General features: G+C 30.3%; 18 protein-coding genes and 1 tRNA gene. 10 read left to right on the plus strand and 9 right to left on the minus strand.

Features of this window, described 5'->3' with window-relative positions:
• The first annotated feature begins 52 nt into the window (after nucleotides 1–52).
• From KO361_01630 to KO361_01640, 3 genes are all read left to right on the plus strand, one after another.
• Entirely contained in the window at nucleotides 53–1615 is a 1563-nt protein-coding gene (locus tag KO361_01630; GenBank protein MCC7574266.1) for a hypothetical protein, read from the plus strand.
• Between the two features lie 118 nt (nucleotides 1616–1733).
• Nucleotides 1734–2477 (plus strand): hypothetical protein, encoded by a 744-nt coding sequence (locus KO361_01635; GenBank protein MCC7574267.1) that lies wholly within the window; start codon nucleotides 1734–1736, stop codon nucleotides 2475–2477.
• Between the two features lie 229 nt (nucleotides 2478–2706).
• Nucleotides 2707–3129 carry a GNAT family N-acetyltransferase gene (locus tag KO361_01640; GenBank protein ID MCC7574268.1) on the plus strand — a complete coding sequence of 141 codons (423 nt, stop codon included), beginning with the start codon at nucleotides 2707–2709 and terminating at the stop codon, nucleotides 3127–3129.
• Here KO361_01640 and KO361_01645 read toward each other — a convergent pair.
• From KO361_01645 to KO361_01660, 4 genes are all read right to left on the minus strand, one after another.
• Nucleotides 3126–3527, minus strand: coding sequence for an HIT family protein (locus tag KO361_01645; GenBank protein ID MCC7574269.1), 402 nt, complete (start codon nucleotides 3525–3527; stop codon nucleotides 3126–3128). The genes KO361_01640 and KO361_01645 overlap by 4 nt on opposite strands.
• 407 nt (nucleotides 3528–3934) lie before the next feature.
• A complete protein-coding gene (locus tag KO361_01650) occupies nucleotides 3935–4129 on the minus strand; it encodes a hypothetical protein (protein MCC7574270.1) in 195 nt (64 codons plus the stop codon).
• 129 nt (nucleotides 4130–4258) lie between these two features.
• Nucleotides 4259–4666, minus strand: a complete 408-nt coding sequence (locus KO361_01655; GenBank protein MCC7574271.1) for an HD domain-containing protein — start codon at nucleotides 4664–4666, stop codon at nucleotides 4259–4261.
• 122 nt (nucleotides 4667–4788) lie between these two features.
• Nucleotides 4789–5253, minus strand: a complete 465-nt coding sequence (locus KO361_01660) for an RNA-binding protein (protein MCC7574272.1) — start codon at nucleotides 5251–5253, stop codon at nucleotides 4789–4791.
• Nucleotides 5254–5441: 188 nt separating this feature from the next.
• Here KO361_01660 and KO361_01665 point away from each other — a divergent pair, with 188 nt between their 5' ends.
• From KO361_01665 to KO361_01680, 4 genes are all read left to right on the plus strand, one after another.
• Nucleotides 5442–5900 carry a 30S ribosomal protein S15 gene (locus tag KO361_01665; protein MCC7574273.1) on the plus strand — a complete coding sequence of 153 codons (459 nt, stop codon included), beginning with the start codon at nucleotides 5442–5444 and terminating at the stop codon, nucleotides 5898–5900.
• 71 nt (nucleotides 5901–5971) lie between these two features.
• Nucleotides 5972–6595: a hypothetical protein gene (locus KO361_01670; GenBank protein ID MCC7574274.1), complete on the plus strand. Its 624-nt coding sequence runs from the start codon at nucleotides 5972–5974 to the stop codon at nucleotides 6593–6595.
• A gap of 102 nt (nucleotides 6596–6697) precedes the next feature.
• Nucleotides 6698–7027: a thioredoxin gene (gene trxA / locus KO361_01675; protein MCC7574275.1), complete on the plus strand. Its 330-nt coding sequence runs from the start codon at nucleotides 6698–6700 to the stop codon at nucleotides 7025–7027.
• 13 nt (nucleotides 7028–7040) lie between these two features.
• Nucleotides 7041–7382, plus strand: coding sequence for a MarR family transcriptional regulator (locus KO361_01680; protein ID MCC7574276.1), 342 nt, complete (start codon nucleotides 7041–7043; stop codon nucleotides 7380–7382).
• A gap of 4 nt (nucleotides 7383–7386) precedes the next feature.
• On the opposite strand, the gene KO361_01685 is transcribed toward KO361_01680, so the two are convergent.
• On the minus strand, nucleotides 7387–8079 hold the full coding sequence (locus KO361_01685) for a nitroreductase family protein (protein MCC7574277.1): 693 nt from the start codon (nucleotides 8077–8079) through the stop codon (nucleotides 7387–7389).
• 115 nt (nucleotides 8080–8194) lie between these two features.
• Between KO361_01685 and KO361_01690 the strand changes: the two genes are divergently transcribed.
• Nucleotides 8195–8890, plus strand: coding sequence for a PIG-L family deacetylase (locus KO361_01690; protein ID MCC7574278.1), 696 nt, complete (start codon nucleotides 8195–8197; stop codon nucleotides 8888–8890).
• Nucleotides 8887–10038, plus strand: a complete 1152-nt coding sequence (locus tag KO361_01695) for a glycosyltransferase family 4 protein (GenBank protein MCC7574279.1) — start codon at nucleotides 8887–8889, stop codon at nucleotides 10036–10038. The genes KO361_01690 and KO361_01695 overlap by 4 nt, the downstream gene beginning before the upstream one ends.
• On the opposite strand, the gene KO361_01700 is transcribed toward KO361_01695, so the two are convergent.
• A complete protein-coding gene (locus KO361_01700; protein ID MCC7574280.1) occupies nucleotides 10033–10995 on the minus strand; it encodes an SET domain-containing protein-lysine N-methyltransferase in 963 nt (320 codons plus the stop codon). The two genes, KO361_01695 and KO361_01700, sit on opposite strands and share 6 nt — an antisense overlap.
• A 176-nt stretch (nucleotides 10996–11171) precedes the next feature.
• On the opposite strand from KO361_01700, the gene KO361_01705 reads away from it, so the two are divergent.
• Nucleotides 11172–11294, plus strand: a tRNA-Leu gene (locus KO361_01705).
• A 98-nt stretch (nucleotides 11295–11392) separates the two neighbouring features.
• Here the strand turns inward: KO361_01705 and KO361_01710 are convergent.
• The 3 genes from KO361_01710 to KO361_01720 form a co-directional block, all read right to left on the minus strand.
• Nucleotides 11393–11830 (minus strand): DUF192 domain-containing protein, encoded by a 438-nt coding sequence (locus KO361_01710; GenBank protein MCC7574281.1) that lies wholly within the window; start codon nucleotides 11828–11830, stop codon nucleotides 11393–11395.
• Nucleotides 11827–12669 (minus strand): hypothetical protein, encoded by an 843-nt coding sequence (locus tag KO361_01715; protein ID MCC7574282.1) that lies wholly within the window; start codon nucleotides 12667–12669, stop codon nucleotides 11827–11829. Before KO361_01715 ends, KO361_01710 begins: the two co-directional genes overlap by 4 nt.
• A 90-nt stretch (nucleotides 12670–12759) precedes the next feature.
• Nucleotides 12760–14487 (minus strand): cation:proton antiporter, encoded by a 1728-nt coding sequence (locus KO361_01720; GenBank protein MCC7574283.1) that lies wholly within the window; start codon nucleotides 14485–14487, stop codon nucleotides 12760–12762.
• Between the last annotated feature and the right edge of the window lie 45 nt (nucleotides 14488–14532).

The raw sequence follows: 14532 nt of genomic DNA on the forward strand, positions 1-14532 counted from the left end.
ACTGGTCATTTTGGGTGAATATTTAAAAAAGTGTTTTGTTTTCTTTTTGTTTGTGATAGTTATTGATAGGGTTACTGGGGATGGTGTTGTTGATCTTTGTTTAGATGTTTCTCGTATTGGTAAGCAATGTATTGTTTTTGTTGGTACTAAGAAGAGTGCTGAGGCTTGTGCTGAGCGTGTTTCTTCTAAGCTTAGTTTTTTTGAGGAGGCTTCTGTTCTTGGTTCTAGGGTTGAGAAAGTTTTAGGTTCTCCTACTAAGCAGTGTAAGCGTTTAGGTAAGGTTTTGAGGAATGGTGTTGCTTTTCATCATTCTGGTCTTAGTAGTGTTCAGCGTCGTTTGATTGAAGAGGGTTTTCGTTCTGGTGTTATTAGGATTATTTGTAGTACTACTACTCTTGGTGCTGGTTTGGATTTGCCTGCTTTTCGTACTATTATTAGGGATTTGAAGCGTTTTAGTCCTGGTTGGGGTTCAGTTCCTATTCCTGTTTTGGAGTATGAGCAGATGGCTGGTAGGGCTGGTCGTCCTAGTTTTGATTCTTTTGGGGAGGCTATTTGTATTGCTTCTTCTTCTGAGGAGAAAGAATTTTTTTGGGAGGAGTATATTAATGGTTTTCCTGAGGATATTAGTTCTAAGTTGGCTGTTGAGCCTGTTCTTCGTACTTATGTTTTGTCTTTAGTTGCTTCTGGTTATGTTAGTTCTTTTTCTGGTTTAATGGATTTTTTGTCTTTGACTTTGTATGCTTTTCAGTATCAAGATTCTGATAAGTTAAAAGGAATAGTTTTGCGCGTTATTAGTTCTTTGGAAGAGTATGGTTTTATTATTTCGTCTAGAGAAAATAATTTTTTTAGGAGTGCTTTGGAGTCTGATTTTAAGTTGGATGCTACTAGGCTTGGGCGTAGGGTTTCTGAGTTGTATTTGGATCCTTTTACTGCTTATGAATTAATCGAGGGTTTGTTGCTTGTTAAGGATGAAGTTTCTGTTTTTGGTGTTTTGCAGTTGATTTGTGGAGTTAATGAGATGCGTCCTTTTTTTAGTCTTAGGAAAAAGGATCAGGATTTGATTGAAGAGAAGATTTTAGGGTCTGATTTTTTGGTTGAGGAGCCTAGTTCTTTTTCTGATTATTATTATGATTTTCTTGGTAGTGTTAAGACTGCTTTGGTTTTAGAGGATTGGATGGATGAGAAGTCAGAAGATTTTTTGTTTGATTCTTATGGTGTTACTCCTGGTGAGCTTAATGTTAAGGTTGAGCGGGGTAATTGGTTGTTGTATTCTTGTCAGGAGCTTTCTAAGATTGTTCCTGGTATTAAGAGGGATTTGTTGCGTCTTCATGTTATTCGTGAGCGTTTGAGTAAGGGTATTAAGGAAGAGTTGTTGCCTTTGACTAAGTTTAAGGGTGTTGGTCGTGTTCGGGCTCGTAAGTTGTTTAATAATGGTGTTAAGAACGTTAAAGATGTTAAGAGTATTGATATCAGTAGTCTTGTTGAGCTTGTTGGGGAGAGTGTTGCTTTTAGTATTAAGAAGCAAGTTGGTCAGGATTTGAGTGTTGAGAAGGTTGTTGTGAAAAAAAATAAGCGTAAAGGTCAGTTTAATTTGAATGATTTTGATAGTAAATAATCAAAACACATATTTTGTTACTATTAAATAGTAGTTAAAAAAGAAAAGTTTATAAGTTAATTGTTCTTCCGACAGTTAAAAATTACTTAAAAAGTACATCTTAGGAGGAGTAAAAAAAATGTCAAAATTAAATAATGTCAAAATTAATTTTTTTCATAAATTAGGAGAATATTTACACAATGCATCTTTTAAAGCAAATACACATGCTAGAAAATTAGACGCATACTCTGAACAAGAGTTTAATGCCGTTGCGATTCCAGGTTTGCCTGCAGGAGCATCTGTGGAAGCATATGAAAATTTTATGCAAATTTTGCCTAACTTAAACACTTATATAACTCCTCAAGGAAAATACCCCATTAATAATTCTGGAAAATCATTTTATTTAAAATTTAATGTTACAAACATACCTTTAGTTATTGGTAATTTTGCAATTCCTGATAAAGAACCTCCTCTAAAAGAAAATGTGTTTGGACATTCTAAAAATATTACTTTGAAATCCTCAAATCATGCTTTGCAAGAAATGTCTAGCGGTATGGATGGTGCTTATTTAGATTTAGTTAAAGAAAAATCGCTTTTTGATTTAGAAGAAATTGTGTTTGAGCCTCTGTTTGGAAAACCTATGAAAAATCCATTAGTCATTTTTTCAAAAAATAAAAGTGTTTTTTTATATAAATCAATTAATCAAATAGAAAAGGAATTAGAGCATCCTAATTTAATATCTTCAAATCACATCCCTTTCTATTTGCATCATTTTTTAAATGACGTTGCAAAAGATATGCGTGAAAATATTTTTAGTTATAACACTGTGAAATTTCTTGATTTGAATACGAATATATTGTCTAGTTATAAATCAAAAAAATAATTTTTAAAAACGTAAAATGTCAAATAAAAATCCTTTAATAAGACATTATAAGCCAGAAGATAGGCAATCTATTAGAGATATTTGTGCAGAGACTGGGCTGTGGGGAGAACCTATTGATTCTTTTTTTCAAGATAGAGCTCTTTTTTCCGAATTGATTGTGGATCCTTATTTGCGTTTTTAACCCGAGCACGCTTTAGTTGTTGAAGATAAAGGCAAAGTTGTTGGTTACATGATTGGTGCTTTAAATAAGAATTTACATATTTTAAAGTCAGCATCTAAGCTTATTGGACGATATGTTTTAGGTCATTATAACAATCATGAATCTAGTAAGCATTTTGTGAAGTGGTCTTTTACTGAAGCTATTAAAGAAGCTCCGAAGCATCCTAATGTGCCTGCTCATTTGCATTTAAACATGCTTCCTAATTATAGAGGAAAATCGCTTGGGTTAGAATTACTTACTAGTTTCGAGTCAATGGTTAGAGATGCTGGGCAAAACCAATATTATGGTGAATTATTTTCTTCTAATAGTAAGCGTTATGAGTCGCTTTATGAAAGATTAGGTTTTGAGATTTTTGATAAAAAGAAAAACACTATGTTTGGTGATTTTTTTGGCGAAGATATTTACACTTTGTGCATCACTAAGAAACTTTAATTAATTATTTGTTTTTTAATTTCATCTACATTTAGTTCTTTTTTTCTTCCGTGAAACCATAAGTCTAAGCCGTCTTCTTTATATCTTGGCACTACGTGAAAGTGTATATGCTCTACTGTTTGTTGTGCATCTTTTCCTGATGCGTTCACTACATTTATTCCTGTCGCGTTCAATTTTTCTTGTAATTTCTTTGCTATTTTTTTTGTTGTCACAATTATGTTTTTCAGTGCTTCTTCTGTTACGTCTTGTAAGTTTTCGTAGTGTTTTTTTGGTATTACTAAAGAATGTCCTTTACTTGCAGGATTTATATCCAATATTACTATTGTTTCTTCATCTTCGTATATCTTATGTGCTTGTATTTCTTGTTTTATTATTTTACAAAATATGCAATTTTCCATCTTAATTATTTGTTTTTATTTTTGTTTTTATAAATTTTTTATTATTTTGTTATAATGCTGTTCTAGTACAACAATGTTTATATAATTTAAAATGAATAAATTATAATACTGGTATACAAAAAACATTCGTTACCTTTTTTGAAGGTGTAAACCATAAAAAAACTAAACAAGCACGACCGTTACGTCGAGAAACTTGTAAGGCAATTACGGCCTGATTATGATGATATTTCTACCCATCTAAGACTTGAGAAAAAGAAAAGAATTATTGGTGAAGTTGATGTTGTTGCTAAGCGAGGAGATGAATTGCATCTTTATGAAGTTAAGTGTTCTTATAGGATTGTTAAAGCTAGGAAGCAATTAACTAAGTTTAAGAAAATTATGCGTCATCATAATACGAGTTGTTTTTTTTATTTTGGTGCAGGCAATAAAATTGTTGAGATTTGTTGATTTTTTTCTATTAAATAATTCATATATGGCGCTATTTCAAATTCCATATTAATTTTTTTATCTACGTATTTTGCATAAGGTAACCAATTATTTATTACATTATTAATGAATATTTCTTGTCTTCTTTCCGCGGACACATTATTTTTTGGTTTCATATATTGTGTTGTTTCTAAGTTATGACTTATGTCTGCTAATTTTAATATTATTGGGTCATATGTTCCTAGTTCTTTAGTTTTTGTTAGTATTTTTTTCTTTTGTGTAAAGTCTCTTTTTGTTCTGTCTTCTTAGAATATAGATACTGAATCTATTATTTCTGAGACTTTTTCTTTAAATCTTGAATTTATATTGTTTAATTCATCTATTCCTTGATGTTCAGGTACATCATGCAGTAATCCCGACACTACTAAGTATAAAGGTCTGTTCCACGTTGCTAGTAAGTACGCTGTTGATACTGGATGAACTGCGTAAGGTAATCCGTTATCTCTGTAATCTCCAAGATGTTTTTTTATTGCGTATTCTAGTCCTTTTTTAAAGAAATCTTCTTGGGTTTCTGAGAAAACTTGTTCGTAGTCTTGCCCTATAATTATATTTGTTATTTCAGGCATTAATACTTTGTAATTATCTTCGTTTGTTTTTTCGAATATTTCATTTATTAACGAGAGCCCTTTTTCTATTTTTTGCCATAATTCCATTTGATACATCAAAGATTATTTATTATTGATTCTCAAATTATTAGTTTGACTTAATCTAATATTATAAAGAAATATTGTTAGATTTAAAACATTTTTTGATATTTACTGAATCGTAGTTATTCTTAATTTAAATCCCATTTGTTGTCAGTTATAAAATGTAAATTTTTTATCACTTTCCCATCTGTTTTTTGTTTTATTTCTTCTCCTGAATAAAGTGTTTCTCCTACAACTAAAGGTTTTTTATTTTTTTCATCCACTATAACTATTATTTCTCCTTTTCTTATGTTTTCATCTAAATCAGTTATTCCTGGTTTCATTACGTCTGCGCCGTTGCAAATGAATTTTATAGCACCCATATCAACAGTTATTGTTTTTAGAAATTGTTCTTTCAGCAATAACTTCAGCAAAGGTATTGGTTTTTCTTTTTCGAAGAAAAATACTGGTTCTTTATTTAGTTTTATGTGTTTTATAGGGTTTTGTGTTATTTGAATTAAATCTTTTTTATTAAAGAATTCTTTTCCATACAAATCGTTAAGTGTTTGATTTAGTTGTTTTATTTCTGATTTGTTTAGTGTTTTTGAACTCATATTTTTCTTATAAGAAGAAGTAATATAAAAACATTTATAAAAAAAACTTGGTTTCTTTTGTTTGATGGATAAGTCGGTCAATTATTGGCTTGCTTAAACCGGAGAGTTAAAGCCTTTTGGTTTTTATTCGAAATACTTGTTTTTACGAGTTTTTTTCTCCGTCCAGTACAATTAAAAGGTGAAATATTATGGCAAGGATGCATTCACGTGCAAAAGGTGTTTCAGGAAGCACTAAACCTATAAAAAAGGTTGTTCCTGGTTGGTTAAAGTACTCTGCTAAGGAAGCTGAGTTATTAGTTGTTAAGTATGCTAAAGAAGAAAAAAAACCTAGTCAAATAGGTATTTTTTTAAGAGATCAGTATGGTATTCCTGATATCAAAGTTGTTACAGGTAAAACTATAACTCAGATTTTGAAGGAAAAGAAGGTTAAGCAAGATTTGCCTGAAGATTTTTTGGCTTTGATTAAGAAATCCGTTATGCTTAGAAAGCATCTTGAAATTAATAAGAAAGATATGTCTGCTAAGCGCGGTTTACAGCTTACTGATTCTAAGATTAGAAGGTTAGCTAAGTATTACAAGACTAAAGGAATTCTTGAAGCTAAATGGCGTTATAATGCTGATCAATTTAAGATGTATGCTCAGGATTAATTTTTCTTTTTTTTCTTTTTAATTATTTTTTTTCATAAATTATTTAAACATCTTTTTGTAACTATTATTTAATGAATAAAAAAAATATTAGTTTGGCTTCTTTGATTGATTTTCTTAGCGTTTATAATTTTAAATCTTTAGATATTAATTTTGATGAAATTCAAGAAAGACTTGACTTTTATGATAAAGTGACTAAAAGCGAAATTAAATGTGTGCTTAGCGAGTATTTTGTCGAAAAATCTTTATACGAGTCAGGTTTTGTTTTTTTTTCTAAAGATGATGTTCCTACAAGTAATTATGATATTTTTCAGAATAATCATAATCTTAAGTTTTATCGTGGTTCTTCTCCTGTTTTTGAGTTTGATTTTTTAGGAACTTATAAAGATGATTTGTTTATTGTTGAGTCTAAATCTAATAGTTTAAAAAAATATGACGTTAATAAATTAGATTATTTGGTTAAGTGTGTTGAGAAATTATTTGGTGAACGCGTTAATTTTTTGTTTTTGGCTTCTTTTAAGAACAAAGATTTTTTTAATAATTTTAGTCAAAGTTGGGATTCTCATGATTCTATTGGCGTTGTTGATATGGGTTTCTCTAAGCAAGATTATGATGTGTTAATTAAAGATTATTTTGTTTGGAAGAACGGTGATTCTTTTGATGAATCAAATAGTATTCTTCGACGTATCAAATCTTAGAATCTCATTTCTTGTTGTTTTTTTGATGTTCTTAGTGAAGTATTTAAAGAACCTCATATTTCTCACAGTACCGCGAATTATTTGATATGGAGGTGCGTTTTTATGGCAACAATTAATATTACAAAAGATAATTTTGAGAAAGAAGTTTTACAATCAGATGTCCCTGTAGTTCTGGATTTTTGGGCTTCTTGGTGTGGTCCTTGTAGAATGATGGGTCCTGTTTTTGAAGATCTTAGTAAAGAATATGAAGGAAAAGTTAAATTTGGAAAAGTTAATACTGAAACTGAACAAGAGCTTTCTAATAATTTTCAGATTAGAGGCATTCCTAGTTTGTCCGTTATTAGAGGTAATGAGGAGATTAACAGAATTGTTGGTTTTAGGCAAAAAGATGAACTAAAAAAGGAAATAGAAGAATCTTTAAAGAAGAAATAATTATTTGTTTAAGATGATTGATTTTGCTTGTAAAAAACTGGATTTGAAGGAAGTTATGCGTTGTGGCTTCGGGATTACTAAAACAGAGTTAGATGTTTTAGAATTGCTTTTTGATAAAGATTGGAGTACAGCTCACGATGTGACTACTTTTCTTGATGTCAGCTTAGCCACAGTTCAGCGTAGTTTGAAGAGTCTTCATGAAAAGAACTTGTTAGATAGACGACAACAAAATCTAGATAAGGGCGGTTATTTATTTTTTTACAGACCTAAAGATAAAGCTTTTTTGAAAGAAGAGCTAAGAAAGATTCTTAGTGGTTGGCTTAGTAATGTTGAGTCTTCTCTTAATCAATGGTAATTCCTTATTTTTTGTTGTTTGATTCAAATTTTTCTTTTGTTTTTGAGAATAATGTTTTAATTTTTCCTTTGAATGTTTTTATGTTTTGATTTATTTTTTTGTCTCCTCTAGCTAATGCTTTATCAATTTCTTTGCTGTATTCTCTCATTAATAAATTCATGTTTTCTACTTTTGATCCGTATGAATTAAAGAATATCATTGCGTCTAAGTCATTTTCTGTTTTTGGATCGAGTTCGCCTTCTTGATATCCTAGTGTTATTATTGCTTGAGGTCTTACTTTTCCAGGAAGGTTAAATTCGTCTGATATGTATTCTTCGTTAAATGCTCCTATCCAACAAGCACCTATTCCTAATGCGTGTGCTGCTAATAATATGTTTTGTGCTGCTGCTGCTGCGTTTTGAACAGCGTATAATCTTTGTCCTCTTAATCCATAATATGTTTCTGTTCTTTCTGTGTCTGCGCACACTATTATTAGTGTTGGTGCTGTTGCTATCCAGTGTTGTTCGTTGCAATGGTCTGCTAGCGCTCTTATTTTTTCTTTGTCATTTACTATTATGAATCTGTAATCTTGTAAGTTTCCTGAAGTTGGTGCTTTTGTGGCTGCTTCTAGTATCAAGGTTATTTTGTCAAATTCTATTTTTTTGTTTGAATAATTTCTTACGCTTCTTCTTGTGTGTATGCATTCAAATAGGTCCATGTGGTGTTAATAATGGTTTTTCTTTTTATATGTTTTGATTTAGAAGGGTTTTTACACAAAAACATTTTAAATAAGAAAGTTTTTTATTAGTTATTAGCTTAATTAGGTTATTTTTATGGAAAAACGCGATAGTGAAGAAAAAAAGAATATTTTAGTAGTTTGTGCGCATTCAGATGATCAGGTTATTGGTCCAGGGGGTGCAATGGCTAAGTTTGCTAGGGAAGGTTATAATGTTTATACTATTATTTTTTCGTATGGTGAGTTAAGTCATCCTCATGTTAAGCGTAGTTATATTGCTAAGATAAGGGTTCAAGAGTCTAGAGAGGCTGATAAGATTATTGGTGGTAGCGGCGTGTTTTTTCTTGGTATAAAAGATGGTATTATGAAAGAAGATTTTTTGAAGAAAAAGATGCGTAGTAAATTGCTTAATATTTTTTTGAAGTATGATCCTGAGATGATTTTTACTCATTCTAGAGATGATTTGTTACCAGATCATAGATTTGTTAGGGAAGTTGTTCTTGGTATTTATGATGAGCTTAGTAGAAAAAAGAAATTGGTTAGTGATGTTTATTCTTTTGATGTTTGGAATATTTGGAATTTGTTAAAGAGGAATAATCCTTTTTTAATTGTTGATGTTTCTAAGACTTTTAAGTATAAAGTTCGTGCTTTGAAGGAATTTAAGAGTCAGATTAATTTTTTTTCTCATACTTTTTTAGTTAATGTTTTGTTTGTTTCGGTTTTTGTTAAGGCTTATTTGAATGGTTTAAGATATAAATTTAAAAGGGTCGAGGTGTTTTATAAGTTAAGATGATTCCTAAAAAAAAGTTGTTAATAGCCACAGATAATTTTCTTCCTAGGTGGTGTGGTATATCTCGTTTTTTGTCTGAGATTATTCCTAGTTTATTAAAGCATTATGATGTGACTGTTATAGCTCCTGATTTTGGTTCATTTAAGCCTGAAGGTTATCGTTTAGTTAAAATTAAGAAGTCTCGTTTTGGTTTAGGCGATTATGTTGCTCCTAAGTTTAGTTTTAGGACTGTTAAACGCGAAGTTAGGAAGGCTGATTTAGTATTTACTCAAACTATTGGCCCTATTGGTTCTTTGGCTATTTATTATTCTAAGAAACTAAATAAAAAAGTTGCTACTTATATTCATAGTCTTGAATGGGAGCTTGTTCCTATGTCTACGCGTAATATTTTTTTAAGAAAATTATTATATCCTGTTTCTAAAATGTTCACTAAGTTTATTTATAATAAGCCTGATTTATTAATTACTCCTTCTGGTGCTTTATCTGATGCTTTAGCTTGGAGAGGTATTACTACTAAGAAAAGTATTGCTACTTTAGGTGTTGATTGCGATATTTTTAAACCTATTTTTGGACGAACACGTGAGGAATTAGAAGAAATTAATAAATTGAAAGAAGAGCTTGGCTTAGAAAATTCTTTTGTTATTGGTAATCATGGCAGATTAGCTAATGAGAAAGATCTTGTTACTTTATTAAGAGCTTTTAAGTGGTTTAGAAAGAATCATAAGAATTCTAAGTTGTTAATTGTAGGTGATGGATTAGAAAGTATCAAAAATAAATTTTCTGGTGTTGAGGGTTGTGTTTTGACTGGTTCTAAGAATAATGTCCATATTTATTTGAATTTAATGGATGTTTATGTTACTTCTTCTTTAACTGAGACTACTTCTTTGACTACTCTTGAGGCTATGGCTTCTGGTTTGCCTGTTATTTCTACTCCTGTTGGTTTTATTAAAGAATATATTAAGAATAATAAGAATGGTTTGATTTTTAATCAGAAACATTCTTTTGAATTGTTTAAGAAACTTGAATCTGTTAAAAGAGATTCTAAGCGGGCTTCTAAGTTGGGTTTTAATGCTCGAGAAACCGTGCTTATAGATTTTCATTGGAATGTAACTTCTAAGAAAATTGTAGAAGCTTTAAGAAATCTTTCATAGTTCTATTTTTCTAAAGAATTCTAGTAAATCATGTTGAAAAGTGTTGTTTTTTATTGTTTTTTCATTAATATTAAGTAATCCTTTGAAAGATTTTATGTTTTGAGATATTTCTTTGAACGCGTTTCCATGATCTTTTCCACTCATCGTACAAAATGCTGCCACGTTTACGTTTTTGCATAATACTAAGTATGTTCTTATTGGCGAACTTATATTATATGCCCAAATAGGCGTTCCTATTATTACCAAGTCATAGCTTTCAGGGTTTTTATTAAATGATATTCTTGATTTTTTATTCGACGCGGATTCATATCCTCTTTTTAGATATCCTATTATTCCATCTCTTTTATCCGTTGTTATTTCATCTACGTCAAAACCCATGTTTTCTGCTAAGTATTCTGCTACTTTCTTTGTGTTTCCCGTTCTTGAATAATATGCTATTAGTACTTTTTTGTTTTTGAAATTTTTTCTTAGTAAGTTTTTTAGTTTTTTCCAGTTATCTTCTGATGCTATGTATCCTTTACATTTTTTTGATCCGCAACGACAAGGATGTTCTTCGAAATTGTCAACGTCATATCCATAATTATATTTGAGTTCCTCTCCTGGTTTTATGTCTTTTATTGCTTTTATCCATATTTCTTCATTTATTATTTCTGATTCGCAGTTAGGATTGCAAGAATGATTTATGAAACGAGCTATGTTGTAAGGTACGTTTCCGTCTAAGTCATATTTTTTGTTTATTTCAAATATGTAAACCGCGCCTTTTTCTTTATTTTTTTTTGAATCTTCTAAGACTTGGTCCGCTCTTCTTTCCGACTCTTTTTTTGATATTTTTTCTCCTATGTATTCTATTATTAGGGTTCCTTTTTGTATGAATTTTTTAGCAAATATACCAGTGTTATGTATTTTTGATTTTTTAGCATGAACATATTCGTTTTTCTTAATTTCTTTGTTTTCCATTAAGAAATTCGAAGATTTGGTCTTTTTAAAAACCTTTTGATTCTTAAAACTATTTTTTAAAAGTTTCATCGTCTTAAAACACTGTTTTTTTTTAATTTTCATAAGGATTTATTCATTCTTTTATTTGTGTTTAAAAAAATAACCTTTAAAAAAGGAAGAGTTCTCCTTTATTTTACGCGGGGGTAGCAAAGCCTGGTCAAATGCGCAGGACTTAAGCATCCAAAGCGAGACACTCTTTCGTTTGGAAGGAGATATCCTGTCTCTTAGTGAGTTCGAGGGTTCGAATCCCTTCCCCCGCACTTTTCTTTAGAAAAATGAGGGCTGGAAGGTTTGAAAATCTTTGATTTTCTTTATCTTCCCCCGCACTTTTCTTTAAAATGTTTAGAAATCTTTAATTTTATTCACATAGTTCTAGTTTTGCTTGTGTTTCTATTTTGATGTTGTTTTGTTCTGCTAGTCCCGCGTTTATTTCTAGTGTGTATAGTGCTTCCGTGGTTGGTGCGTATATCTTGCATGGTTCTTCTTCGCAAGGCGTGGCTGTTTGTATGTATACTACTTCTAGGTCTTCGTTTAGCCATATCATGTCTAAAGGTATTAATGTGTTTTTCATCCAGAAGGCGTGTTTTTGTTGTGTGTTGAATATGAATAGCATTCCTTGGTTTTCTTGTAGGTGTTCTCTGAACATTAGTCCTTGTTGTTTTTCTTCTTGTGTTCTTGGTATTTCTATTTCGTAGCAGGTTTCTTCAAAGCAAATTGTTGGTTCGCATTGTTGTGTTTGTGTGCAACTTATTATGAAGAATGTTATTATGAGTAAAAGCGTTGTTTTTGTTTTCATTGTTTTTTTTCTTCTAGTTCTTTTCTTATTGTTTCGCAGAATTCTTGCATTCCTTTATAGTATAGTTCTACGGGGTCAGCGTCGTTTTTCATTAGTACTTCTAGTATTGTGTCTTTTCCTTCTTTGTCTCTGTCCAAGTTTTTTAGGTCTTGTAGTTGTTTTTTTGTTAGGACTTGGTTTTCTGGTTTTTTTAAGTTTTTTAAGTGAGATTCTATTTTTTCTATGATTGTGAATAGTCTTTTCGTGTCGGTTTTTTCTTCGTTTTGTAGTGCTTCTGATAATTCGTTGTACCAATCAGGTTTTAGATTTATTGATTTTCTTAGTTCTTGTGTTCCTCCGTGGTATTTATTATAGACTCTTCCTATTACGAAGTTTAGTGCTTTGCTTTTTTCTTCTATTGACGCTATGTATTCTTGGATGTTTTGTTCTTTTAGTTGTACTGGTTTTTGTTCTTTTGTTTGTTTTGGTTTTTTCCTTGTTATTCTTATTATTGTGAAGAACATCGTTAAGTACAACACTGAGTATATTATATTTATTGATGTTAAGGTTGCTACGTCCATGTTATAGTTCATGTATTCGTAATTTGTTCCTATTAAGAAGAATGATCCTGTTATTATTAGTGGTATGAACCATATTGTTATTTTGTGATGGAATGATTCTTCGTATAATACTAAGCTTAGTATTATTGTTATTAAAGATGGTAGAAATCCTATTACTACGAAGAGTAATGGTGAATTCGTGCTGAACGCTGATATTATTATTATTGCTAATAGAATCAGTATAGAGAATATTGAGAATCCTTCAAATAGTATTTTGTTTTGTCTGTTGACTATCTCCATATCTGTGTAAGTATTGTTTTGTTTTATATATTTTTTGAAAATTTTTTTGTTTTTTTATTTATTAGTGGTGAATTAGAAGTTTTTTTGTTGTTATGCTTGTTCTTTGTTTATGTTACTTTTTAGTTCTTTGTATTTTTTTCTTTTTTCTATGTGTCTTAAGTGGTTTAATTTTTCTTTTAGAATTAAATCTTTTTTAAATTTTGTTTCTTGTAATAGTTGAGATGTGTGTTTTCCTCCTAGCATATGAGGCATTATGACGTAATCAGCTCCTGTTTCGTATAGTTCTAACGCTGTATCTATTTGGTTTGCTACTACTATTTTTATTGCTTTAGGATTTATTTCTTTTAATGTTTTTATTAGTACGTGGTTTGTTTCAGGGTCAGGTATTGTTGATATTATCATTTTTGTTTTTGATAAGTTTATTTCTGATAAGAATTCTCTGTTGTCTGCATCCCCATATATTGAATTTATTCCTTGTTTTGTTACTTCTTTTACTGTGTCAGGATTGTTATCTATTACTAAGAAAGTTTTTTTCATTTTTGTTAATGATTCTGCTAAGTCAAATCCTATTCGGTTATATCCGAAAAGTATTACTTCATGCATTTTTTTGTTTTGTTCTTGGTTTTTTTCTGATGTTTTTTTCTTTTCGAATATTGATAAATAAGGTGATAATAATTCGTATATTTTTTTATTGTATATTATTAGGTAAGTAGAGCCTGAAATTGTTATTATTCCTATGAATGTGACTAATGATAATATTTCTCCTGTTAAGTGTCCTACTGTCACTCCTAATCCTATTAGTATTAGTGAGAATTCGCTTATTTGTGCGACTGTGAATCCTGAGAATAACGCGTTTCTTTTAGAGTATCCTTGTGCACCCATCAATATCAATACTATTAATGGATTTCCTATTAGTACGAATATTGATAGTATTATTATTGGCCATATGAATTGTGTTATGTTTGAGAATACCATTTGGCTTCCTAGCCATACAAAGAATAGTAATATGAAGAAGTCTCTTAGTGGTTTTAGTTTTGAGCTTATTTCATATTTTAGTGGCGACATTGACAAGGCTACTCCTGCTAGTAGTGCTCCTGCTTCTATTGAAAAATTTAGTTTTTCAAATATTGTTGCTACTATGAAGCACCATGCTATCGCGAAGAATAATAAGAATTCTTGTGATTTTGCTATTTTTTCTGTTATTAATGGGAATATTAGTTTTGCTATTATGAATACTCCTACTAAAATAGTTATTAGTTTTATTATTATTTCTATTATTACTATTAATGATAAACCTGCTGTTCCTGTTGAGGATGATATTAACATTAGTATAAACATTGCGACTATGTCTTGTACTATTAGGAATCCTATTGCGATTCTTCCATACAACGTATCCACGTCTCCTTTGTCTGATAATAGTTTTAGTATTATTATTGTGCTACTGAACGTTAGTGCTATTGCTATGTATATTGCAGGTATTGTTGCGAATCCTAAAGTTTTTATTATTAAGAATCCTATCACTGATGTGAATATTATTTGTCCTATTCCTGTTATTAGTGCTATTTTTCCTACGTCTTTTACTGCTTTCGGATTTAGATGTAATCCTACCATGAATAGTAGTATTGCCACACCCATGTGTGCGAATGCTTCGAATGTTTCGTTTCCTGGTTTTACTAAGTTTAATAATAACGGGCTAACTAGTATTCCTGTGGCTATATGTCCTATAATTAGTGGTTGTTTGAGTATTCGCATTATCCCTGATACTATTACAGCTATTACTAGAACTAATGATAATTCTACGAATACATTATTTAACAATTTTTTTTCCTCTTTTTTATTATTGTTTTTTTTAGTTATTTATTA

The organism is Candidatus Woesearchaeota archaeon (assembly GCA_020854775.1).
Classification (GTDB): domain Archaea; phylum Nanobdellota; class Nanobdellia; order Woesearchaeales; family 21-14-0-10-32-9; genus 21-14-0-10-32-9.